This is a genomic window from Nocardia sp. NPDC004711 (assembly GCF_053601595.1).
In genome coordinates this window covers 232,312-253,282 of sequence record NZ_JBSGCB010000005.1, presented here as the reverse complement: position 1 = coordinate 253,282, position 20,971 = coordinate 232,312, and the positions used below count along the sequence as shown (strand labels likewise).

Genomic DNA, 20,971 nt, shown 5'->3' with positions numbered 1-20,971 from the left:
GGTGCGCGGCGAAGTGGAGGGCATCCGGATCGAGGCCGGTCAGTAGGTGGCCGGGCCCAGCGGTTCGGCCATCAGGGCCAGGTACAGGTCGATGGTGTCCTCGAGGCGATTGACATTGCGTCCGGTCAGCTCGGTGATGCGGGCCATGCGATTGCGCAGGGTGTTGACGTGGACGTGCAGGGCAGCGGCCGTGACCGCCCACTGGCCGTCGTGGGCGAGGAAGGTGCGCAGGGTGTGCTCGAGGTCGGTGTGGGTGCGGGCGTCGTGGTCACGGATGACGCCCAGCACCTGCTCCGAGAATCGTTGCCGCACCTGGTCGTCGAGCAGGCCGAGCAGCATCCGGAAGGTCGCGATATCGGCGAAGACAGCGGTGTCCGGGCCATGCTGCGCTCGCAAGATCTGGCAGACCTCGCGGGCGCGCACCAGCGATTCCCGCAGTCCACCCGCCGTGGCGATATCCCCGACGCCGATCACGACCCGTTCGGCGGAGACCCGTCTACCGACCTCCGCGGCCAGGTCTCGGGCGAAGCGCGCCAACTCGTCCGCCGAGCGCTCCCACAGGCAGATGGACACCACATCCCGGCTGCCCGCCGCGCTGAAGACCGGTATGCCATGGGTGGCGAAGAACGCGCCGACCGTGTGGGCGATATCGCCGGGCAGGGCATCGGCATCGGAGGCGGCAACCGGTGCGGACACGAGCACTCCCAGCGGCCGGTCCGGTGGCACGCCATAGGCGCGCAGGCGGCGAATCACCTCACCGCTGCTGCGCGGCCCGGAGAGGATCATCTCCAATAGCTCGGTGGCGAAACGCGCCTCGATGGCGTGGACGGCCTGCTGTTTGGTGACCTCCAAGCTCAGGAAGCGCGCCGCCTGGGCCAGCGCGTCCCGATCGGCGGCGGTGAGAGTCGCGGCCGGTTCCAGGCAGTAGAGCCCGGCGTCGATCTCCCCCATCGCACCCTCCACGAGATACAGCACCGCCGGTCCGGGCCCGAGCAGATCGACCTCGATCGGCGGCGGGGTGCGATTGAGCGCGGCCGCGGCCATCCGCACCTGCTCATCGGTCGGCTCACAGCCGATACTGGCCAGGCGGCGACCTTTGCGGTCTACCACGAGCAGCGGCAATTCCGTTTCACCGCGCAGGATTTCGAGTACGCCCGCCGCACCGCTGCCGCGCGAGAGAGCGGTGGCGAGGGCGTCGCCACGATGGACAGTGGCGGTCAGTTCCGCCTGCAGCACCTCGTTCTGGATCCGGGCGGCCGCTCGGGTGAGCGCGGCGAACGGCACCCCGACACACAGCTCGATGAGCGGCAAACCGTGTGCAAGGCACAGCGCGGCAAGCCCTTCGGGCAGCGACGGGGTCTGCGCCGTGAGCCCGAACACCAACCCGGCCGCACCCGCCCGCGCGACGGCCGCCACGAACCGGTCCGCCGAAACATGTGACAGCCACAGGCCATTGGTGAGCACGAGTTCGCCGGACCGGACATAGGGCGACGGGTCGGCGAGCTCCGTCGTGTGCAGCCAGTGGATCTCCGTCCCCAAGGATTCGGTCAGTTCCGTCGTCACGACTCGCAGCCCCAGGGCGGGATCCGCGACGAGTCGGCCAATAGTCAACACCTGGCGGAATGTACACGGAGAGCCGGTAATTGGTGGATGAACATCCATCCCTTCGGTGGCATTGACGGTGCTGTTATGAGATACCTCACTACGAAGGAACACTGCTATGTCCTCTCCGCAACCTCCCGGCACCGCCGAGATCACCTCCCCCACCGATCCCGGAGTCCGCTTCGACGAGCACGGCATCCTGCCCATCCCGGACCAGGAGCGCGACTGCTCATCCTGGGAACTGTTCTGGATCTGGTGCGGCGCGAATATCGCTCCCATCAACTGGGTGCTCGGTGCGCTCGGCATCACCCTCGGGCTCAGCCTGCTCGAGACCCTGATCGTCGTCGTGGTCGGAAATCTGTTCGGCTGCGCGATATTCGGCCTGTTCAATGTGATCGGTCACCGCACTGCCGTCAATCAGATGGTGCTGGGGCGCTCGGCCTTCGGTATCCGCGGCGCGGCGCTGCCGGCCATCGTGCAGGGTCTGCTGACCATGGCCTGGGTCGGCGTGAACAGCTGGGTGGTGCTCGACCTGGTCCTGGCCGTACTCGAACAGATGGGCATCCGAGGTGGTCTGGGGCTGAAAATCGCTGTGGCGGCGGTCATCATGGCTGTGCAGCTCGCCCTCGCGCTGTACGGCTTCTACGCCATCCGCGCCTTCGAGAAGTACACGGTACCGCTCACAGTCGCGGTCATGGTGGTGATGACGGTGGTGGCGCTCGCCCGAACCCACCTGGACTGGTCACCCGCCAAGGCCGACACTCCCGCCGAAAAGCTCACGGCCATCACACAGCTCGTCACCGCCATCGGCGTCGGCTGGGGCTTGACCTGGATCCCCTACGCCGCCGACTACAGCCGCTTCGCCCGGCCGAAGCTGCCCGCCCGGACCGTCTTCTGGGCTTCGGCCTCCGGCATGTACATTCCGACGGTCTGGCTCGCCGCCCTCGGCGCCGGTCTCGCGAGCGCCGGCGGCAGCGCCGACCCGTCCACCTTGGTCGTCGGCACTTTCGGTGCCCTCGCGATCCCCGTACTCCTGCTGATCATGCACGGCCCGGTCGCCACCAACATCCTCAACCTCTACTCGTGCTCGCTGGCCGCGCTGACCATCGGCATCCGCATCGCCCGCTGGAAGATCACCCTCTTCGCCGGTGCGATCGCCGCTGTCGTTCTGGCCATCTTCATCAACTCATCGAGCTTCGCCCACGCCTTCGACAATTGGATGGTTTCCATACTCATGTGGATCAGCCCCTGGATGTCCATCCTGCTCGTCGATTATTTCCTGATCCACCGCCGCACCCCGTCGATTCCCGACCTGTACCGCGATGCCGCGTCCTCGGCCTACGGCAAGCTCAACATCCCCGGCCTGGCAAGCGTCGTGGCCGGCTTGCTCGCCAGTTGGAGTTGGCAATACGGCCTGGTCCCCGCGATGCAAGGCCCGCTTGCCAAGGCCCTGGCCAATACCGACTTCTCCTGGCTATCGGGCAGTCTTGTCGCCGGCGGGCTCTACACCTTCCTCACCGCCGCCCGTCGGTGGCGCTGCTCGACGGCCTTGCACCGAGAGCGCGAGTGAGCGTGAACGTGCCGGCCCCGGTGCTGGTCACCAGCTCACACACTCTCCGGTGACGGCCCGGCGATCGGCATGGCCCATGCCATGATCTTGTCGATCTCGTCCAGGTCGGAATCGTCGAGCACGATGTCCGCGGCTCGGAGGCTGTCCTGGATATGGCCGGCCTGCCGGGCGCCGACGATCGCGACGTGCACGGCGGGATTGGCCAACGTCCAGGCGATTGCCAATTGACCGACCGTGATGTTGCGGTCGGCGGCAAAGGTCTCCAGCTCCCACAGGGCTGTCAGATTCTGCCGGTAGACGTCGCCGGTGAAGTCGGGGCTCGTGCTGCGCCAGTCGTCGTCGGCGAACGTCGTATCGCGATGCAGCGTTCCGGTCAGCAAGCCATGTGCCAGCGGCCCGTACACCAGCACGCCGACGTTCTGCACCCGGCAGTACGGCAGCAGGTCGTCCTCGATGTCCCGCCGGAACAGGTGGTACGGCGGTTGTACCGTCTCCACCGGCAGCACGGCGGAGAATTCCGCGATCTGCGCCGGGCTGTAGTTCGAGACCCCGACATGGCGGATCTTGCCCGCGGCGACGAGGTCGGCCAGCGCGCCCGCGGTCTCGGCGGCCGGCACGGCCGCATCCGGCCAGTGCACCTGATAGAGGTCGATGTGGTCGACGCCGAGCGCGGCCCTGCTGGCGTCCACTCCCTTGCGCAACCAGTCGGGGCTCGCGTCGCGGACCAGGCCGGTGCCGGTCCTGCGCAGCCCGCCCTTCGTGGCGATCACGAGTTCGTCACGGGCGCTGGTGAGTTCGGGGCGCAGCGCCCGGCCCAGGATCCGTTCGGACGCACCGAAGCCGTAGGCCTGCGCGGTGTCGAAGAAGTTGACGCCGAGATCACGGGCGCGCCGGATCGCCGTGATCGCGGCGTCCTCGTCGAACCGCCCCCAATCACCGCCGAGTTGCCACGTGCCGAAGGCAATTCGAGAAACGTGCAGTCCGCTTCTTCCCAAAATTGTTGTCTTCATGTCGCTCTCCGAATCTCTGTAGGGGTCTTGCTGCCTACTGTCGCGCTCCGGAGGGTGCTTGTCGCCACGGCCAGCGCCCATCGACGATTCCTGCCAGCAGCAATCCCGGCCTTCCCGGCAGCTGCACCTGCCCTGCGTGTGCGCAGCACGGCGGCGCTGCTGCGGGGCGCAGGAGCGGATCGGGTCAGCGCGACTCGAGGAAGGTGATCACCGCCAGCACCCGGCGATGATCGTCGTGGGTCTCGGCGAGATTCAGTTTGGTCAGAATGCTGCGCACGTGCTTCTCGACGGTGCCTTCGGTGACCCACAACTGCCGGGCGATCCCGGCGTTGGAACGCCCCTGCGCCATCAGGGCCAGCACCTCGTGCTCGCGTGCGCTGAGCGCTGCGAGCGGATCGTTGCGCCGGCGGGCGGACACCAACTCCGTCACCAGCGCCGGATCGACGACCGACGCGCCCTTGGCGATTCGCTGGAGCGTGTCGATGAAATCCTCCACATCGGTGACCCGGCTCTTGAGGAGGTAGCCGATTCCCCGGCCGCTGGCCAGCAACTCCATCGCATGCTCGACATCGGAGTGGGCCGACAGCACGAGGATGCCGGTTTCCGGGAATTCGTCGCGGATCGCGCGGGCCGCGTCCAGCCCCTCGGTGGTGTGGGTCGGCGGCATTCGAATGTCGACCACCACCAGATCGGGCCGCATGTCCCGGACCAGCTCCAGCAAGTGCGAGGCGTCTGCGGCCTGCGCCACGACGTCGAAGCCCGAACGCGTGAGCAGGCTCGCCAACCCCTCCCGGAGCAGTACATCGTCATCGGCCAGCAGCACCCGCAACGGAGTCGTCACTGAACTCTCGCCTTCCTTGGCTGCGCCGGACATGGATGGCCGATAGACGTCGAGCATAACCGGGCCGATTGCAGGTAGCCGCCATACCCACTGTGGTGCTGGCGGGGAGCACCGATGGATGTCAGCAGCGACGACACCGGCTCGCGTGACAGCGATTCTGGAAGTCCCAGAAGGCAAACCGAGGAGTCGCGACATGGTCACATTCGAAGAGGCCGCCACTGTCCGCGCAGCTGAACCGTACCGGGCGGCCGCTGCCCGCCGGACCGCGGCGAAGTACGCCGTCGAGCTGATCGGGACATTCTTCCTGGTGTTCACGGTCGGGACGGCCGTCCGCAGCGTCGGCCCGTTCGCACCACTGGCGATCGGCGCGGTGCTGATGGTGATGATCTACGCCGGTGGGCACATCTCCGGGGGCATTACAACCCGGCGGTCACCCTGGCGGTGCTGGTGCGACATCGGATCGCGCTGCGCGACGCCGTCCGGTACTGGATCGCGCAGCTGATTGCCGGGCTACTGGCCGCGGTGGTAGCGCGTGCCGTCGTGGATCCCGCGCAGCCCGCAGCCCCGCCGCATCCGGCCCCCACCTATCACACCATCGCGGCCGCGTTCGTGGTCGAGCTGTTGTTCACCTTCGCGCTGTGCTACGTGATGCTCAACGTCGCCACGAGCAAGAGCCATCCGGACAACTCGTTCTACGGGCTGGCGATCGGATTCACCGTCGTGGCAGGCGGATTCGCGGTCGGCGCGATCTCCGGCGGAGCGTTCAATCCGGCGGTCACGATCGGCGCGGCCGTGCTGGGGATGTTCGCCTGGCCGACGCTGTGGGTGTATCTCGCGGCTCAGCTGATCGCCGGCGCCCCCGCGGGCGCCGTCTTCCTCGCACTCGATCCCGACGATCGCTGATCCGCTCCCTCCACCACCAGAAAGGCAAGCCATGACCAACCCGGCGCCCAGAGCGACGACGACCGATGCCGGCATCCCGGTACAGAGCGACGAGCACTCGCTGACCGTCGGCCCGGACGGACCGATCCTGCTGCACGATCACTATCTGATCGAGCAGATGGCCCAGTTCAACCGCGAACGTGTGCCCGAACGTCAGCCACACGCCAAGGGCGGCGGCGCCTTCGGCCGGTTCGAGGTCACCGCCGACGTCAGTGCCTACACCAAAGCCGCTGTGTTCCAACCGGATACGACGACCGAGCTGGTGATCAGGTTCTCGACCGTGGCCGTCGCGCCCAGCAATCTGGTGCCCGGCATCGGTCCGAGCCCGGACCGGATGCTGCTGGGCCGGATGTTCGCCTACTCGGACGCCCACCGCGCCCGGATCGGCACCAACTACAACCAGTTGCCGGTGAACGCACCCATCACGCCCGTGCACAGCTACAGCAAGGACGGCGCGATGCGATACCGCACCGTCTCCGACCCGGTGTACGCGCCGAACTCCAAGGGCGGCCCCCGCGCCGACCCGGAACGCTACGGCGAACCGGCGGGCTGGCACACCGACGGGGAGATGGTGCGCACCGCCTACACCCTGCGACCCGAGGACGACGACTGGGGACAGGCAGGCGCCCTCGTGCGCGACGTGCTCGACGATGCCGCGCGGGCTCGGCTGGCCGGCAATATCGTCGGCCACCTCCTCCACGGTGTCACCGAACCGGTCCTGCGACGCGCCTTCGAGTATTGGCGCAATGTCGACAAGAAGCTCGGCGACCGCATCGAGCAGGGTGTCCGCACTCAGCAAAGCCTGATCGCCGGAACCACCGATCTCTGGTCCGAATAGTCCACCACCCCAACACATTCAGGAGCACCATCATGACCACTCACATGGAATCGGCAATCGCGTTTCGCGCGTCGTCACGACTGGCGGGCAATCTGCAGCAGGTCCTCGTCGAGCTCACCGCTCTCCACCTCAACGGCAAGCAGGCGCATTGGAACGTCGTCGGTCACAACTTCCGTGACCTGCACCTGCAGCTCGACGAAATCGTCGATGCCGCACGCGAAGCCGGTGACACCATCGCCGAACGGATGCGCGCCCTCGACGCGGTGCCGGACGGCCGGCCCCAGACGATCGCGGCGACCAGCCTCCTGCCGGAACTCCCGGCCGGTGAGCAGCACACCGCCGTCATCGTCGACCTGGTCACCACACAGATTCGCGATGTGGTGGCGACGCTGCGCGCCGTGCACGACGACATCGATGCCGAAGATCCGTCCACCGCGGACCTGCTCCATGCCGTCATCAATCAACTCGAGAAGCAGGCGTGGCTGCTCAGCAGCGAAAACCGCACTGCGGGATAGACAGCGGCGATGTCGGACGAGGCGATGCCGGACCAGGGGAGGACGATGAATCGGGCCCGGTCCGTCCGGCCCGGCACCCTGGCCTTCGGCCTGGAGACGGCCGCCGCCCAGCCGGTCGGCCGACGACGACAACGAGGAGTGTGTGATGACCGGAATGTCAGTTGGTTTCATCGGGCTCGGCGCAATGGGACAGGGCATGGCCGCCAGCCTGCTGCGGGCCGGCCATCGGCTCCTGGTCTGGAACCGCTCCCCCGAGCCGGTCGCCGCGCTGGTCGCCCAGGGCGCCGACGCGGCCGGGAGCATCGCTGACGTGTTCGCCGCCGAGGCGGTCGTCTCCATGCTGGCCAACGACGACGCCGTCGAACAGCTGCTGCTCGACCCGGCGCTGCTGGCCGGGGCGAAGGCCGCCGTGCACGTCAACATGGCGACGGTCTCGATCGCGCTCGCCGACCGGGCCGCAGCCCTGCACGCCGAGCACGGCATCGGATACGTCGCCGCGCCCGTCCTCGGCAGGCCCCAGGTGGCCGCCGCCGGCGAACTGAACATCCTCGCCGCCGGCGGTGACACGGCGCTGGCGCAGGCAGCGCCGTTGCTGTCCGCGATGGGCCGGCGCACCTGGCCTTTCGGTACCCGCCCCAGCCAGGCCAACGCCGCGAAGATCAGCGCCAACTTCCTGATCGCCTGCGCCATCGAGTCCATGGCCGAGGCGTGCAGTCTGGCGGAGTCCCACGGTGTCCGGCCCACCGACCTGGTCGAAATGTTCAGCGGCACACTGTTTCCCGGTCCGATCTACACCGGCTACGGCGAAATGGTCGCCGACCGCCGCTACGAACCGGCCGGCTTCCGGCTGCCACTCGGCCTCAAGGACGTCAATCTGGCCCTGACCGCCGGCGCCGCGGCGAACGTCCCGCTGCCCTTCGGCAGCGTGCTGCGCGACGCCTTCCTCGACGCCCTCGCCCACGGCGACGGCGACAAGGACTGGGCCGCCGTTGCCGCCGTGGCCCGCCGCCGGGCCGGCCTGCCGGCGTAGCCGAGGCAGCCACCTCGGCACCGCAAACCTGCTGGTCAAGGGCCTATTAACCGGAACTTCAGACGCCGAACCGGTCCCACGGAGTAGCGTGCGATCCATGAGCGCATGCGAGGTTTGCGGTAACGATTACGCGATGCCGATCGTCGTCGAAGCTCAGGGAGTGCGGCACGTTTTCGACTGCTTCGAATGTGCGATCCACCGAATGGCACCCATCTGCGAGCACTGCAACTGCAAGATCATCGGTCACGGCGTGGAGGCGGACGGCAGGTTCTTCTGCTGTGCGCACTGCGCCCTGTCCGAGGGTGCGAGAGGCCTGGTCGACCACATCTGAATTCCCCAACCCGACAACGAGAACGGGGCCGAGGCCGCACAACCTGCGGCCTCGGTCCCGTCCGGATCATCAGGTGCTCAGATCGCTAGGAAGAACAGCACACTCGTGGCGAGCGCTGCGGTGAGGCGGCCGATGTTGGAGGCGTGGAAGCGGCCGATTTCGGTGCGGACATCGTCCGGTATGGCCTCGGTCAGGTCCCATTTTGCGACGGCTTTGTAGATCGGCAGGTTGAACACGGCGGTCCACACGAAGAAGCCGATCAGGAAGACGCCGCCGCCGGTCAGGGCACACACCTTGGCGGTGGTGTCCGGTGCATGGAGGAACGCCATCCAGACGGCGCTGATGATGGGGATGATCGTGAGTGTGGACAGCACGCGGTTGGTGGCCGCGTGTTGGAGGAAGTCCTGGAAGCCGCGTGCTGCGCCGGCGTCGCTCTGCTGATTCCACATGCCGCGCATGACGGTCAACAGCGTGGTCATCAGGCCGACCAGCATGGCAGCCGACAGAATCGCCAGAAAGGCAAGTGTCCGATACATTTTCGCGCCGTCGATTCAGGGTTGTGCGCGCAGTAGATCGGTGGTGAGCGAATTCAGTTCCACCGCACCGTCTGCCCCGACTACGACGGTACCGCCGATGTTCGCGAGCCTCCCGCCGATGACGCAGTTGGGTTCGAAGGCGAACACCATGCCTTCGGCCAATGGCAGATCGCTGCCGATGGTCGGCACCTCGGCCAGTAGTCCGTACTCGGCGGCCTCCGGCAGTTCGCGCATCCCGCTGCCGAAGCCGCAGACGGTGCCATAGGGATTCATCCCGTGCACCAGTGGATGCACGTTCCAGCCGCCGGCCGCGTCGAGGGGGGCCTTCATGGCGTCGACCACCTGACCGAAGGTATTGCCCGGCCGCAGCGCGGCCACGCCGGCTTCGTAGGAGGCGCGCGCCACCTTCGCCGCCACCTCGATGTCCGGATGCACCTCACCCACGGCGATGGCCACCTGATGCTGGGATTCGCGCATGCCGTACTGGCAGAACACTTCCGCGAGGATGACGTCGCCGTCCTCGATGGTCCGCGGCTCCTGCGGGCGGTAGGACCAGACCGGCGGTCCCCAGCAGGCGAAGCCGGGACCGGACTGGATGAGCATGCCGGGCGCGACCGTGCCCAGCCGGAACGACGTGGACATGCCGGCCGCGTACACCTCGGCCTCGCTCACGCCGGGCGCGGCGACGTCCAGCATGGCCTGCGCCATCGCCTCGCCGGTCTCGGCCGAACGCCGCAGCACCGCAAGCTCTTCCGCCGACTGGGTCAGGGTGCGCAGCAGGAACGGAAACCACATCGGCTTGACATTCACCTGCGGCAACTGCTGCAGGACCGCCGTCCACAGCCCGTACGGCATGATCGGGTTGAAGTGGAACGGCGGATACGGCTCCAGGCCGATCACCCCGACCGCCGACCGCTCCAGCCCGTGCTCCTTCAACACATCGACGACGCCCTGGGCATGCTTGGCCACCCGCATGTTCTGCGGTTCGGTCCAGCATGCCTCGCCGCGGCGGCGGGCCTCGATGTGGTCGGCGATGTGCATGGGCGACCACACCAGCGAGATGGGGTCGGCGTCACGGGGAAAGACCACGATCGCGCCGGGACGCTCATTGGTGAAGTAGACGTCGGGCGCGAACGGTGCGGGGCCGCCGGTCTCGTGCTCGCCGTAGATCACCAAGGCGTCGACGCCCTGGTCGTCCATCAGCTCGCGGGCCAGCGCCCAGCGTCGATCACGTTCGCTCAGCGAGTAATTCGGATGCATACCAGCTCCTGATTTCGGTGGGTATCGACTGGTAGAAACGCTATGGCGGTGCGCTGCAGAAGAATTCAGTCAATCGACCGGTCCGTGATCTGTCATGTCCCTTAGGTAGGGTCCGTCGAGTGCTGTACGGGCGTGCCGAAGAGCTGGCGCTGATCGATCGACTGCTGGCGGATGCGGTCGCGGGCCGCAGCGGAGCGCTGGTGCTGACCGGACCCGCGGGCATCGGCAAGACGGCATTGCTCGACTACGCCGCGGCGCGCGCCGACGGACTGCGCGTCATCCGGGTCTCCGGTATCGAACTCGAGGCGGAATTGCCGTTCGCCGGACTGCATCTGCTGCTCCGACCGGCACTCGATCGGCTCCACGCCCTGCCCGAACCGCAGGCCGCCGCCTTGCGCGGCGCCTTCGGCCTGGCCGCCGCGGAGACCGGTGATCGTTTCCTGATCGGTCTGGCCGTGCTGTCGATGCTGGCCGAACTGGCCGAGGACGGGCCGGTACTGTGCCTCGTCGACGACGCCCAATGGCTGGACCGATCCTCTGCGGAGGCATTGACTTTCGCGGCCCGCCGACTGCATCACGAGGGCGTGCTGCTGCTGTTCGCCGTGCGCGGCGGCACCCACCCCGTGGCCGGGCTCAGCGCGCATGAACTGCGCGGACTCGACCGCGCGGCCGCCGCGGCCCTGCTGGACGAACGGTACCCCGAACTCGCACCGCAGGTACGCACCCGCATGCTCGCCGAATCCGAGGGAAACCCGCTGGCCCTGGTCGAACTGCCGTCCGCGCTGAGCGCCGACCAGCGGACCGGAGCCGCCCCGGCCGTGCCCTACGACCTCGCCATGCTCCCGCTGTCCACCCGGGTACAGACCGCCTTCGGTGCCCGCGCCGCCCGCCTCGACGAAGCCGCGGCCACCCTGCTGCTGATCGCGGCGGCCGAGCAGACCGGGGAACTCTCGGTAGTGCTGGACACCGCCGCCACGTTCGGCGCGAGCCCCGCGGATCTGGCGGCGGCCGAACGCTCGGGACTGCTGGTGCGCCGGGGCGACCAGGTCAGCTTCCGGCATCCGCTGGTGCGCGCAGCCATCCTGCGCGATGCCCCGCTGCACCTCCGGCTGGCCGCACACCACGCACTCGCCGAAACGCTGCACCGCAGCGGTAGTACCGAGGCTGCCGACCGCGCAGTCTGGCATCGTGCGGCGGCGGCGACGGGTCCGGACGACACGCTCGCCGACGACCTGGAGGCCGCGGCCGGCCGCGCATACGAGCGCGCGGACCATGCCGCCGCGTCCGCGGCGATGGAACGCGCGGCCGAGCTGACCGTCGTCGCGGGGACCGGCACCCGGCGCCTGATCTGCGCCGCCAAGGCGGCTGCGGTCGCCGGTGATCTGCACCGAACCGGCGCCCTGCTACGCCGGGCCGGGCGAGGACCGATCGGCGAAGCCGATGCCCCGCGGCTGGCCGCGCTGCGGGCCGCGGTCGAGGCCGAATTCGGTTCCCGCCGCACTGCGGCGCGCATCCTCGTCGACGCCGCCGCCGGGGCGCCGGACGATGCGGCGGGCCCGATGCTGGTCGACGCGGTGCGTAACGGTTTCTTCGTCGGCGATGCCGAACTCACCGAACGCGCGGCCACCCTGCTGGACCGTCGCTTCGGACCCAATGCACTGACCGAGGGGCTGATCGGGATGGCCCGAATGCTCAGCGGTGACGACGAATTCGCGCTACCCAGATTGCGCGCCTGCGCGGAATTCGTGCATACGCGGTCGGCGGAACTCACCCAGGACGAGCGAATGAACGGCGCCGCAATGGGTCTCATGACCGGATTCGACCTCGAAGCCTGTGAACTGCTCGAAACCCTCGTGACCGAGGCGCGCGAGCAGTCGATGCTCGGCGCGCTGCCCATGCGGCTCTACTATCTCGCGTCGGCCGAATTCGCCACCGGGCGCAACCGTGACGCCACCGTGCACGCCGAGGAGGGACTCGCGCTCGCGGACGCCATCGGGCAGCGCAACCAGATGGACGGCCTGCGTTGCACTCTCGCCTGGGCCGCCGCACTGGCCGGTGACGAGACTCGCTGCCGCGCGCTCGCCGAGTCGACCCTCACGGCCGCCCTCGACCGCGGGGAAACCGCCACCGCGGTGCTGGCCATCACCGCCCTCGCCCTGCTCGATCTGGGTGCGGGCCGCTACGACCTGGTAGCCGACCGGCTCGAATCCGCCGCCCGCGGACCGATGTCCGGCCACTACATGGCCGTGTCCTTCATACCCCTGCGGGTGGAAGCCGCGGTACGCACCGGGCGGACCGACCACCTCGCCGAATCCCTCGACAAACTCCGCCGCTGGTCGGCCGCCAGTGGATCCCTCTGTACACGTGCGGTATACGAGCGCTGCCTGGCCCTGACCGGCCCCGCCGACGAGGCCGAGGGGCACTACGAGGCGGCCGAGCGCCTGCACGAGAAGGGCGGTCGCCCCTTCGAACGGGCTCGGACCGCCCTGCTCTACGGCGCATGGCTGCGCCGATACCAGCGCAAGGCGGAAGCCCGCACCCGGTTGCGCGCCGCCGCGGAGACCTTCGACCGGCTCGGCGCCCACCCTTGGGCCGAGCGCGCCCGCGCCGAACTCCGCGCCACCGGCGACACCGGCCGGCGGCCGCCCACCGCTTCGGTCCTGGATCTATTGACGCCCCAGGAACTTCAGGTCGTGCGCCTGGCCGCCGAGGGACTGTCCAATCGCGATATCGGCGGCCAGCTCTTCCTCAGCCCCCGCACCGTCGGCTACCACCTGTACAAGGCATTTCCGAAACTCGGTGTGGCGACGCGGGCCGAACTGGCCGCCCTCCTCCACGAATCACGCTGAGCGAGACTGGCTCCGGTAGGTCGCCAGCACATTGAGCCGGTGCAGATTCCGGCACAGCATGAGCAGGCCCTGGGTGGCGATCTCGGCCGGAACCGCGTAATCATGCAGCGCGGCAATCAGACTCGGCGCCAGCGTCTCCGCCCACGGATCGGTGACCTGCGACTGAACCTGTTCCAGGGTCTTTCCCTCGGCAACCGCCACGGCGACCTCGTCCCGGAGCTGCTCCAGGTATCCGATCAACCAGTCGACCGCCTCGAGCGCATTGCCCATCGGCCCGTGCCCCGGCACCACGATCGCCATGTCCGGCAGTGTTTCCCGCATCTTCCGCAAGGAGGCGAGATAGGGCTCGGGCCCGCCCTGCAGCAGCATCGGCGCGATGCCCGCATGGCAAACGTAGTTACCGGTCCATGCGGTGCGGGTATCCGGGACGTACACCACGGTGTCGCCCGGACCGTTGCCCGGCCCGAACTGCCACAGCTGCACGACGCGCCCGCCCAGATCGATCTCGGCGAAGTCGTCGAACACCACATCCGGTGTGCGCCAGCGGGTCACCGCGTCGAACTCCGCCTCCGCGCCGTACATGTTCCCGGTCCGCTGCCGCTTCTCGTTGTCCAGATCGAACATGTTCTCCTTGTTCAGCCGCGACGAGATCACCACCACCTCATCCGGGAACGCGGCATTGCCGAACGTGTGATCGCCGTGATAGGTCGTATTCACCAGGTATCGCACCGGCCGATCGGTCAATGTGGCCGCCTGCGCCTGAATCCGCGCCGAAATGGCCGGCGTAATTCCCGCATCCACCACGAGCGCCGCAGCGCTGCCCACGATAACCCCGTTGTTATCCTTCGGCGGCAGCGTCGCCATCAGCGCGACAACCCCATCCGCGAACCACTGTGCCCGATGTTCGAGCCCCACCGGTGACAGGTTCGGTCCCTGATATCCGTCCGGCCGCTCGGTGAGCTCCCGGTCCGGTATCGCTTGGGCGTTCATCTCATTGCCTTCCCTCGAGAACGGTGAACCCGCCCAACGCTAAGAACCGGCCGCGTCAACGGAATCCGTCGAACGACTGGGGTCGGTCGAGCACAAAGATGTCTTCCAGCCCGAGCGATCGGCCCGCCGACCAGAGATGCTCGAGCACGTCCATGTGGTGCTCAGGGTGCTGTGACCGGTGTGTTGCAGCTGGCGGGAGGATCGACCAGCTCGCAGTCGGCGGGGGCGCGGACCGGTAGGTACTCGGCGGCCACGCCGTTGTGGGCGATGATGTCGTGATAGGTGCCGACCGCGTCGGTGGGTACGCGGTTCCGGGCCGGGTCGGTGCGTACGTTCACGGTGTAGAGGCCGAATCGTGGTGTGTAGGAGCCCCATTCGTAGTTATCGGTCAGGCTCCAGTAGTTGTAGCCGATGAGGTTCATGCCGTCGGTCTTCGCGCGCTGCAGCCAGTAGACGGTGTCTCGCAGGTGTTCGGAACGGGTGTAACCGTCTGCGCGGGGTTGCCCGTTCTCGGTGGGCATGCCGTTCTCCACGATCCATAATGGCTTGCCGGGAAACTGTTGCGAATAGTGTTGCAGCGCAAAGTAGATGCCCTCGGGCCGGACCGGAAGATCCCACATTCCCACCGGGGCGGGCGCCGAACCGCCGGGCGTGTTCGCGGCGGCGAGGTCCGGTGGTTGGTAGCCGAAGTAGTAGTCGATGCCGATGAAATCGAGTTTGTCGCCGATGCGTTCCAGCAGAGGTCCGTTGACCTGTGACTCCGCCCCGGCAACGTAGCCGACATTGCTGGTCACCAATGCATTCGGCTGCGCCTGATGGATGTAGTCGTAGATGCTGTTGTGCGCCTGCGCCACCTCGTTCAGCATCTGGCCGGCGTCGGTCCGGTTCTGACGTACCTCGTGCATGATGTAGGCGACCGGCTCGTTGATCTCACCCAGATCGGGTTGCGAGTCGCGTAGCGGTCGACGACCTTCCGCATATTGGTGAGCCAGTCCGCCACCATACCGGGATTGCGCCAGCCGCCCCGGTTCGCCTCCCAGCCCGGATACACCCAGTGGTCCAGCGTCAGCATGGGGCGCATACCGGCTGCCACGATGGCGTCGATCACGTCGTCGTAGAAGGCGAAGGCGGCCGGATCCCATACTCCCGGTTGGGGTTCCAGCCGTGCCCATTCCACGCCGATCCGAAACACCTTGACGCCGAGGTTCTCGGCCAAGGCGATATCCGACCGGAACCGGGAATGGAAATCGACGGAATCGCCGAGGCGGTCCCAGCCCGGATTGTCTTCGATGTAACGAGTCCAATTGCTGTCGGGTGACTGGCCTTCGGATTGGAATCCGGAGGCCGCCACACCCCAGAGAAAATCGTCGCCGAGCACGCCGATGTGTCTTTCCGGTGCGGTGCGGGCGGCCCCGGGCACCAGGAGCAGGGTGGCGGCCATGACCAGCCCGGCCGCGACGAGACAGCGAAATCGAGTGCGCATCAGCACTTCCCCGGGACCAGTACTCGAAATGAGTGAACGCGGTTACTTACTCCTGGATAGCTGCAATTCGTCTCGGGAATATGCCGGGTCGATAGTGGTTTGGCACAACCACGGTCGAGATACGCGCCGGCGCCTCGCGGCGGCCGGGTCTGCACCCGCGCGGGGCAAGCGTTCCAGCAATGGCGTGAAGATCCTGTGTCCCAACGTCTACAGTGCGTTCGCCCGCAGACGCGGGCTGACGGTGCGGCCGCGCCCACCGGTCCATGACGACCTGGTCCGCCGCGGCACTCACCAAAACTGAATCACGATCATTTCAGAAACTGGTCCATTGACCATTTCACCGTGATCTAATGCTGCCCAACTCGGGTGCGGCAACCCCTCGACGACCGTGTCGAGGGACACCCGATGTCTGTGGGAGAAACAATGATGGACAGCAGTACGCGGCGGGCGGCCGGTTCGATGGCCGCGTTCGCGGTGGCGGCCGGTTTCGCGGTCGCCGCGATCCCCGGCGCGGCCTCGGCCGCATCGGGAACGGTCACCTGGACCGACGGGAACAGCAAGTTCACCCGGACGGTCTCGGACACCAACCCGATCGCCGGCGAAACCATCACCGTCACGACGATGTTCGAGCGGACCGGCATCCCGGTCGAGTACATCTACTCCGTCAAGGACGCGCACCCCGCCTGCCTGACTCCGGTCGCGGGCTCGGGCAGGATGGGCGGCGACCAGGTCACGCTCGACACCTCGGCCCCGGACTCGGTCAGCGCCTCCTTCAGTATCGTCAAATACCCCGTGTACCCGAACATCTCACCGAAGTCCCAGACCTTCGAGGTGCAGTACACCGTGGGGGTCAACTGCGCCCGGGACACCCCGCTGCCGACCTCCATGAGCTACAACGGCTCCCTCGGCTCCGGCAACTACACCGACAAGGGCCCGGCCATCACCGTGTCCAGCGACGCCGTATCGACCACCACGCTCGCCCCGGTGAGCGGCGCCCAGGTCAACAATGCCGTCACCCTGCAGGCGACCGTCTCCCCGGCGGCAGCGGGCGGCACCATCCAGTTCAAGGCGGGCGACCAGGTTCTCGGTGACATCCCCGTCGCCGCGAACGGCACCGCCTCGATCGTCTGGACCCCGGGTGCCGCGGGCACCTACAACATCGCAGCCACCTTTTCCGGCCGCACCGGCGTAGCCGGTTCCACCACCACCCAGGCAGTAACCGTGGCCGACACCCCGACCCCCACCCCCACCCCGACCCCCAAGCCCAGCACCGGCTCCTTCGGCTGATCGCCGCACCCGGCACGCCATGACCACTGCGGTCGGGGATACCCCGACCGCAGTGGTCATGTAAACGGAATCTGTTGCGGCCCAGGAACACCCGTCGATTCCAAGGTGGACCGCCTCGCCGAGCAGTATGCCTGGCCCGCCCACACCCGCTGATCCGCCGGCGTGATGCTTCGTACAGCTCGGCGAGATCGGACGACGCGCTACGCCGAGGGGTATTCGATCATGAAGCCGTACACCGGGTCGGCGGATCGGGCGTCGGGGATCTTGTGGAGAGTGTCCGCAAGGTCGGAGACCAGGCGCTGGAGGGTCTCGACTGCCTCATTCTCCTTCGGGTCTTCGGACCATGTGGTCATTGTTGGCCTTTGCTGTCGGCGGTAGGAACGGCGAGATGATGGGAGGTGTGGCGTTGGTAGGCGTCGCCGGCGCGGAGGACGAGGGATTCGCCAAAATCCTTACCTGTAATGGACATCGAGAGCGGGGTGTGCGTGCTGGACAGGCCGATCGGGACGGCGAGGGTCGGGTAGCCGAGCGGGTTCCAGTACGGAGTGTGCAAGGAGGCGAGAACGTTCAGCGGCTCGAGCTGGTCGATGGTATCCACGCGCGGGGCCCCGAGGTGGCCGGTGGGAGTGACGATCAGGTCCACTCGATCCAGCAGCTCGGCCACCCGGTTCCGGGCTATCCGCCGGACGCGTTGGGCCTGAACGTAATCCGCGCCTGTGACGGCCGCTCCGGCGGCGAGAATGATGCGTGTGCCACGGCCGTAGTCAGTCCACCGCTCCAGCAGGTCGCAGCGGTGGTAGGCGTGGGCCTCGGCCAGCATGACCACGATATCGATAGCGACCACCTCGGGATACATCGGGACTTCGACCGGGACGACGGTCGCGCCCGTCGCGCGGAGCGCATCGAGGGCGGCCGTGAACCGCGCCGGCTGCTCGCCATCGATACCCGCCGTGGCGTAGCGGTCGAGATTGTCCACTCCGATCGTGATCCCGTGTAGATCGCCGGTGAGAGCCGCCGGATAGTCCGGGATCGGTGCCCGGGCGCTGTACGGGTCGGAGAGGTCGTGACCCGCCAGGACGGAAAGCAGCAGGGCACAGTCGGCGGCGCTGCGAGCCATCGGACCGACATGGTCCAGGGTGTGTCCGAGCGGCACGACACCGGATTTCGGGACACGGCCGAATGTCGGCTTCAGGCCGGTGATTCCATTGAACGCGGCGGGAATTCGAATACTGCCCGCGGTGTCGGTACCCACCGCACCCAGGAACATGCCCGCAGCGACACCGCTGCCCGAACCCGAGCTCGAGCCGCCCGCCCAGCACTGCGGATCCCACGGGGTGCGCGGAACCGGAAAAGGCTTGTCCGGGTCCGGAATTCCGATCGCGAACTCCATGGTCGTGGTCTTGCCCATCACGATGCCGCCGGCGGCCTCCAGACGGTGGACGGCGACGCTGTACCCGACGGTGTCCGCCCACGAGGGATCGAGGACGAGACTCTGGGCGGTGGTCGGCCCATGCGGATGCGCCAGAATATCCTTGATTCCCAACGGGATTCCGTCCAACGGCGACAACGGCTCACCTGCCGCGAACTTGGCGTCGACGCGTTCGGCTTGTTCTCGTGCCCGGTCGTCGAATCGGCTCAGGAACACCCCGACCTCGCTGTCGTGGCGGTCGGCGCAGGCGATGGCCCGCTCGACCAATTCCACGGCGCTGACCTCACGGTTCCGCAAGGCCGCGGCGGCATCGGTGAGGCTGTGCACGGCCGGTACGTCGGTGCTCATTGCTGCTCCTCGAAACGTCCGCCGGTCAGCGTCCCGGTCAGATCGATGCGCATCACCCGGTCGATACGCAATTGGAGTTCGCTGCAACAGGTTCCGAGCGCATAGTCGACGATCTCGCCGTCACGATTGCGAATCGACTGCTCCAGCAACATCACCGGCTCCCCCGGCATCACATGCAGCAGCGCGGCCGCGTAGTCGTCGGCGCACGCGGCCTGCATGCCGATATCGAAGGTGTCGATGGCAACGCCGCCATGATGCAGCAGCGAATAGAAGTCATCGACGAAGGCAACCTGGTCGATCCGCGCCGCCTCGGGTGAGCGCAGATAGTTGGTGAAGATCGCCAGCGGACGATCATCCACCAGCAGCACGTACTCGACGCACAGGCAGTCATCGCCGGGGTTCACCCCGGAGAGTCGATCGCTGATCACCTCCGGGGCCGGAATCCATGCCCAGTGCAGCAGTCGCGGCGCGATCCGCCCCACCGCCAGATGCTCCTCGAGGGAACGTCCCACAGGCGGAAGTGCACCACGCACAACGTATTCCGATCGGATCGGCACCGTCCCCATCCCCCGGCGACGCTCGATCAGCCCGGCCCGCCGCAAGAGATCCAACGCCTCCCGTACGACATCGCGCGACGCATGGAATTCGGCCATGAGCTCCGGTTCGGCGGGCAACCTGCCGTCGCCGAAGGCCCCGGCGCGCAGCGCCGAGCGGAGGGCATCGTGGAGGCGGCGGGCCAGCAGATGCGATGCCGAGGGCAGCACCTCCCGCAACTGGTCGCGAAACCTCGCCCGCCCATCGCGGAAATCGTCCTGCCCGGCCCGGCGGGGTGGATGTGTTCTGAACTGCATCACCGCAGTGTGCGTTCGGGCCGCATTACGCGGCAAGAAATTTGGTTAACGTCCAGTTACGCGGCCCGCGCAACGAAAACCATGGCCTTGACCTGCTCCTCGCCACCTCATCGCCACGGGTTTCGCGGATCGCTCGACCGCAACGGCGTTGGGATCCCTTCGCTGAGGAGCGTTACGCGGCCAGGTGACGAGTCTTCACCCGAAGAGCTGAACTAATTCAGCAGTGCCAGCTACCATGGATGCATGAGGTCACTACCCTTCAGCGAGCTGATCAGGAAACAGACATCGGTGTTCCCGCTCCTGGAGGATGCCGACGTACTGCTCGAGCGGCGGGACGCGGAGAACGTCGTGCTGATGCGCGACGAACGGTATCGGGCGATGGATGGCGCGCTGCGCATCGCGGCCAGGTCGCTCGCTTTGGTAGCGAAGGCGAACCGGGTAATGGCGGAAGAGGTGCTGGCTGTCGAACTGCCCTGGCTGGTTTGGCTACCGCCGGAGCACCGCAGCGAAGCTGTGACTGAATTGCTCGACGATCTGCTCGCCGGTGTGGACACCGGCTATTACCTGCCGTTCATGCGGAACCTGATCGCGTGGAAGCACACTGCCGAGATCCACACCGATCCATCGCTGGTCGCGCAGCTCACCGGACCGTTCCAGCGTGCCGACTTCAGTGAGGTACAGCGACCTGGAAATACCGGATGAGCAAACGACAACCGTCGATCTCGTCGCGGGTTCGCCACCAGAGGACCACGTCGACGTCCTAATTTCCGACCATCCGGCACCTAGGGTTGTCGAACGACTCCGCGGCCGCGAAATGGTTCGCATCGAAGGTGGTACCCAAGCTCTGCGTCGAACCATCAACGCACGCATCGAGATAAGCGCAGGGCTGGTCGCCGATATCTCCGCGCCGCGCCCATTCGGGGCCGTGATTCTCGAGGCAGCGGCTTACCCGACGGATTCCCGAGATCGGGACCGGCACCTTCACGACGCCGCCGCGCTGCTGGCATGCGTCGAGGATCCGTTCGCGGAACGTGCCGACTTCGCCGGCTCTGACCGACGCCGGATCTCTAACCTGGCCACTCATCTCGTACCCGAACACTCCGCGTGGCGCGCGCTGCCACGCCAGCATCGAACTCAGGGCGAGACCGCCTCAGCCATCTTGGCCAACCAGGATCCGGCACTGGGGCTTTGACCGGAAGCAGAAAGAAGAACATCCGCAGGTCCTCTGACCTGCGGATCCTTGCGAGTGGACCTGACGG

Annotated in this window: 20 protein-coding genes and 1 pseudogene; 10 read left to right on the top strand and 11 right to left on the bottom strand. The window is 67.3% G+C overall.

Annotated features, from left to right (window positions below; genetic code table 11):
- Nucleotides 1-39 precede the first annotated feature (39 nt).
- Complete coding sequence (locus tag ACWEKS_RS07060) at nt 40-1,614, bottom strand: PucR family transcriptional regulator ligand-binding domain-containing protein (protein ID WP_452339232.1); 1,575 nt, start codon at nt 1,612-1,614, stop codon at nt 40-42.
- Nucleotides 1,615-1,720: 106 nt separating this feature from the next.
- Here ACWEKS_RS07060 and ACWEKS_RS07055 point away from each other — a divergent pair, with 106 nt between their 5' ends.
- Complete coding sequence (locus ACWEKS_RS07055) at nt 1,721-3,172, top strand: purine-cytosine permease family protein (RefSeq protein WP_452339231.1); 1,452 nt, start codon at nt 1,721-1,723, stop codon at nt 3,170-3,172.
- Nucleotides 3,173-3,207: 35 nt separating this feature from the next.
- On the opposite strand, the gene ACWEKS_RS07050 is transcribed toward ACWEKS_RS07055, so the two are convergent.
- Entirely contained in the window at nt 3,208-4,182 is a 975-nt protein-coding gene (locus tag ACWEKS_RS07050; protein ID WP_452339230.1) for an aldo/keto reductase, read from the bottom strand.
- 184 nt (nt 4,183-4,366) lie between these two features.
- On the bottom strand, nt 4,367-5,056 hold the full coding sequence (locus tag ACWEKS_RS07045) for a response regulator (RefSeq protein ID WP_452339229.1): 690 nt from the start codon (nt 5,054-5,056) through the stop codon (nt 4,367-4,369).
- Nucleotides 5,057-5,216: 160 nt separating this feature from the next.
- Between ACWEKS_RS07045 and ACWEKS_RS07040 the strand changes: the two genes are divergently transcribed.
- The 6 genes from ACWEKS_RS07040 (at nt 5,217) to ACWEKS_RS07015 (ending at nt 8,679) form a co-directional block, all read left to right on the top strand.
- Entirely contained in the window at nt 5,217-5,525 is a 309-nt protein-coding gene (locus tag ACWEKS_RS07040) for a hypothetical protein (RefSeq protein WP_452339228.1), read from the top strand.
- Nucleotides 5,471-5,926 (top strand): aquaporin, encoded by a 456-nt coding sequence (locus ACWEKS_RS07035; protein ID WP_452339227.1) that lies wholly within the window; start codon nt 5,471-5,473, stop codon nt 5,924-5,926. The genes ACWEKS_RS07040 and ACWEKS_RS07035 overlap by 55 nt, the downstream gene beginning before the upstream one ends.
- A 31-nt stretch (nt 5,927-5,957) precedes the next feature.
- Nucleotides 5,958-6,803, top strand: coding sequence for a catalase (locus ACWEKS_RS07030; protein WP_452339226.1), 846 nt, complete (start codon nt 5,958-5,960; stop codon nt 6,801-6,803).
- 32 nt (nt 6,804-6,835) lie between these two features.
- Entirely contained in the window at nt 6,836-7,318 is a 483-nt protein-coding gene (locus ACWEKS_RS07025) for a Dps family protein (protein WP_452339225.1), read from the top strand.
- Between the two features lie 154 nt (nt 7,319-7,472).
- A complete protein-coding gene (locus tag ACWEKS_RS07020; RefSeq protein ID WP_452339249.1) occupies nt 7,473-8,348 on the top strand; it encodes an NAD(P)-dependent oxidoreductase in 876 nt (291 codons plus the stop codon).
- Between the two features lie 202 nt (nt 8,349-8,550).
- Complete coding sequence (locus ACWEKS_RS07015) at nt 8,551-8,679, top strand: hypothetical protein (protein WP_379439127.1); 129 nt, start codon at nt 8,551-8,553, stop codon at nt 8,677-8,679.
- Between the two features lie 77 nt (nt 8,680-8,756).
- On the opposite strand, the gene ACWEKS_RS07010 is transcribed toward ACWEKS_RS07015, so the two are convergent.
- A complete protein-coding gene (locus ACWEKS_RS07010; protein ID WP_452339224.1) occupies nt 8,757-9,173 on the bottom strand; it encodes an anthrone oxygenase family protein in 417 nt (138 codons plus the stop codon).
- A 57-nt stretch (nt 9,174-9,230) separates the two neighbouring features.
- On the bottom strand, nt 9,231-10,475 hold the full coding sequence (locus ACWEKS_RS07005) for a M24 family metallopeptidase (RefSeq protein ID WP_452339223.1): 1,245 nt from the start codon (nt 10,473-10,475) through the stop codon (nt 9,231-9,233).
- A gap of 119 nt (nt 10,476-10,594) precedes the next feature.
- On the opposite strand from ACWEKS_RS07005, the gene ACWEKS_RS07000 reads away from it, so the two are divergent.
- Nucleotides 10,595-13,324: a helix-turn-helix transcriptional regulator gene (locus ACWEKS_RS07000; RefSeq protein WP_452339222.1), complete on the top strand. Its 2,730-nt coding sequence runs from the start codon at nt 10,595-10,597 to the stop codon at nt 13,322-13,324.
- On the opposite strand, the gene ACWEKS_RS06995 is transcribed toward ACWEKS_RS07000, so the two are convergent.
- On the bottom strand, nt 13,316-14,314 hold the full coding sequence (locus tag ACWEKS_RS06995; RefSeq protein ID WP_452339221.1) for an MBL fold metallo-hydrolase: 999 nt from the start codon (nt 14,312-14,314) through the stop codon (nt 13,316-13,318). The two genes, ACWEKS_RS07000 and ACWEKS_RS06995, sit on opposite strands and share 9 nt — an antisense overlap.
- A gap of 161 nt (nt 14,315-14,475) precedes the next feature.
- Nucleotides 14,476-15,797 (bottom strand): annotated as a pseudogene (locus ACWEKS_RS06990) (family 1 glycosylhydrolase).
- 423 nt (nt 15,798-16,220) lie between these two features.
- On the opposite strand from ACWEKS_RS06990, the gene ACWEKS_RS06985 reads away from it, so the two are divergent.
- Nucleotides 16,221-17,084: an Ig-like domain-containing protein gene (locus tag ACWEKS_RS06985; RefSeq protein WP_452339220.1), complete on the top strand. Its 864-nt coding sequence runs from the start codon at nt 16,221-16,223 to the stop codon at nt 17,082-17,084.
- Nucleotides 17,085-17,284: 200 nt separating this feature from the next.
- Here the strand turns inward: ACWEKS_RS06985 and ACWEKS_RS06980 are convergent, their stop codons facing one another.
- The 3 genes from ACWEKS_RS06980 to ACWEKS_RS06970 are packed head-to-tail and all read right to left on the bottom strand — an operon-like array spanning nt 17,285 to nt 19,712.
- Nucleotides 17,285-17,437 (bottom strand): hypothetical protein, encoded by a 153-nt coding sequence (locus ACWEKS_RS06980; RefSeq protein ID WP_364617505.1) that lies wholly within the window; start codon nt 17,435-17,437, stop codon nt 17,285-17,287.
- Nucleotides 17,434-18,861 (bottom strand): amidase, encoded by a 1,428-nt coding sequence (locus ACWEKS_RS06975; protein WP_452339219.1) that lies wholly within the window; start codon nt 18,859-18,861, stop codon nt 17,434-17,436. The genes ACWEKS_RS06980 and ACWEKS_RS06975 overlap by 4 nt, the downstream gene beginning before the upstream one ends.
- Nucleotides 18,858-19,712 carry a GntR family transcriptional regulator gene (locus tag ACWEKS_RS06970; protein WP_452339218.1) on the bottom strand — a complete coding sequence of 285 codons (855 nt, stop codon included), beginning with the start codon at nt 19,710-19,712 and terminating at the stop codon, nt 18,858-18,860. The genes ACWEKS_RS06975 and ACWEKS_RS06970 overlap by 4 nt, the downstream gene beginning before the upstream one ends.
- Nucleotides 19,713-20,060: 348 nt before the next feature.
- Here ACWEKS_RS06970 and ACWEKS_RS06965 point away from each other — a divergent pair, with 348 nt between their 5' ends.
- A complete protein-coding gene (locus tag ACWEKS_RS06965) occupies nt 20,061-20,414 on the top strand; it encodes a hypothetical protein (RefSeq protein WP_379379016.1) in 354 nt (117 codons plus the stop codon).
- Nucleotides 20,415-20,472: 58 nt separating this feature from the next.
- On the opposite strand, the gene ACWEKS_RS06960 is transcribed toward ACWEKS_RS06965, so the two are convergent.
- A complete protein-coding gene (locus tag ACWEKS_RS06960) occupies nt 20,473-20,841 on the bottom strand; it encodes a hypothetical protein (protein WP_452339217.1) in 369 nt (122 codons plus the stop codon).
- Nucleotides 20,842-20,971: the final 130 nt, after the last annotated feature.

Bases quoted from the DNA above. Each gene is read 5' to 3' on its own strand.
- ACWEKS_RS07055 (WP_452339231.1), top strand. From the start codon at position 1,721: ATGTCCTCTCCGCAACCTCCCGGCACCGCCGAGATCACCTCCCCCACC.
- ACWEKS_RS07005 (WP_452339223.1), bottom strand. From the start codon at position 10,475: ATGCATCCGAATTACTCGCTGAGCGAACGTGATCGACGCTGGGCGCTG.
- ACWEKS_RS06960 (WP_452339217.1), bottom strand. From the start codon at position 20,841: ATGCTGGCGTGGCAGCGCGCGCCACGCGGAGTGTTCGGGTACGAGATG.
- ACWEKS_RS07010 (WP_452339224.1), bottom strand. From the start codon at position 9,173: ATGCTGGTCGGCCTGATGACCACGCTGTTGACCGTCATGCGCGGCATG.
- ACWEKS_RS06995 (WP_452339221.1), bottom strand. From the start codon at position 14,314: ATGAACGCCCAAGCGATACCGGACCGGGAGCTCACCGAGCGGCCGGAC.
- ACWEKS_RS07040 (WP_452339228.1), top strand. From the start codon at position 5,217: ATGGTCACATTCGAAGAGGCCGCCACTGTCCGCGCAGCTGAACCGTAC.
- ACWEKS_RS07050 (WP_452339230.1), bottom strand. From the start codon at position 4,182: ATGAAGACAACAATTTTGGGAAGAAGCGGACTGCACGTTTCTCGAATT.
- ACWEKS_RS07030 (WP_452339226.1), top strand. From the start codon at position 5,958: ATGACCAACCCGGCGCCCAGAGCGACGACGACCGATGCCGGCATCCCG.
- ACWEKS_RS06985 (WP_452339220.1), top strand. From the start codon at position 16,221: ATGATGGACAGCAGTACGCGGCGGGCGGCCGGTTCGATGGCCGCGTTC.
- ACWEKS_RS07015 (WP_379439127.1), top strand. From the start codon at position 8,551: ATGGCACCCATCTGCGAGCACTGCAACTGCAAGATCATCGGTCACGGC.
- ACWEKS_RS06975 (WP_452339219.1), bottom strand. From the start codon at position 18,861: ATGAGCACCGACGTACCGGCCGTGCACAGCCTCACCGATGCCGCCGCG.
- ACWEKS_RS07025 (WP_452339225.1), top strand. From the start codon at position 6,836: ATGACCACTCACATGGAATCGGCAATCGCGTTTCGCGCGTCGTCACGA.
- ACWEKS_RS06980 (WP_364617505.1), bottom strand. From the start codon at position 17,437: ATGACCACATGGTCCGAAGACCCGAAGGAGAATGAGGCAGTCGAGACC.
- ACWEKS_RS06970 (WP_452339218.1), bottom strand. From the start codon at position 19,712: ATGCAGTTCAGAACACATCCACCCCGCCGGGCCGGGCAGGACGATTTC.
- ACWEKS_RS07020 (WP_452339249.1), top strand. From the start codon at position 7,473: ATGTCAGTTGGTTTCATCGGGCTCGGCGCAATGGGACAGGGCATGGCC.
- ACWEKS_RS07045 (WP_452339229.1), bottom strand. From the start codon at position 5,056: ATGTCCGGCGCAGCCAAGGAAGGCGAGAGTTCAGTGACGACTCCGTTG.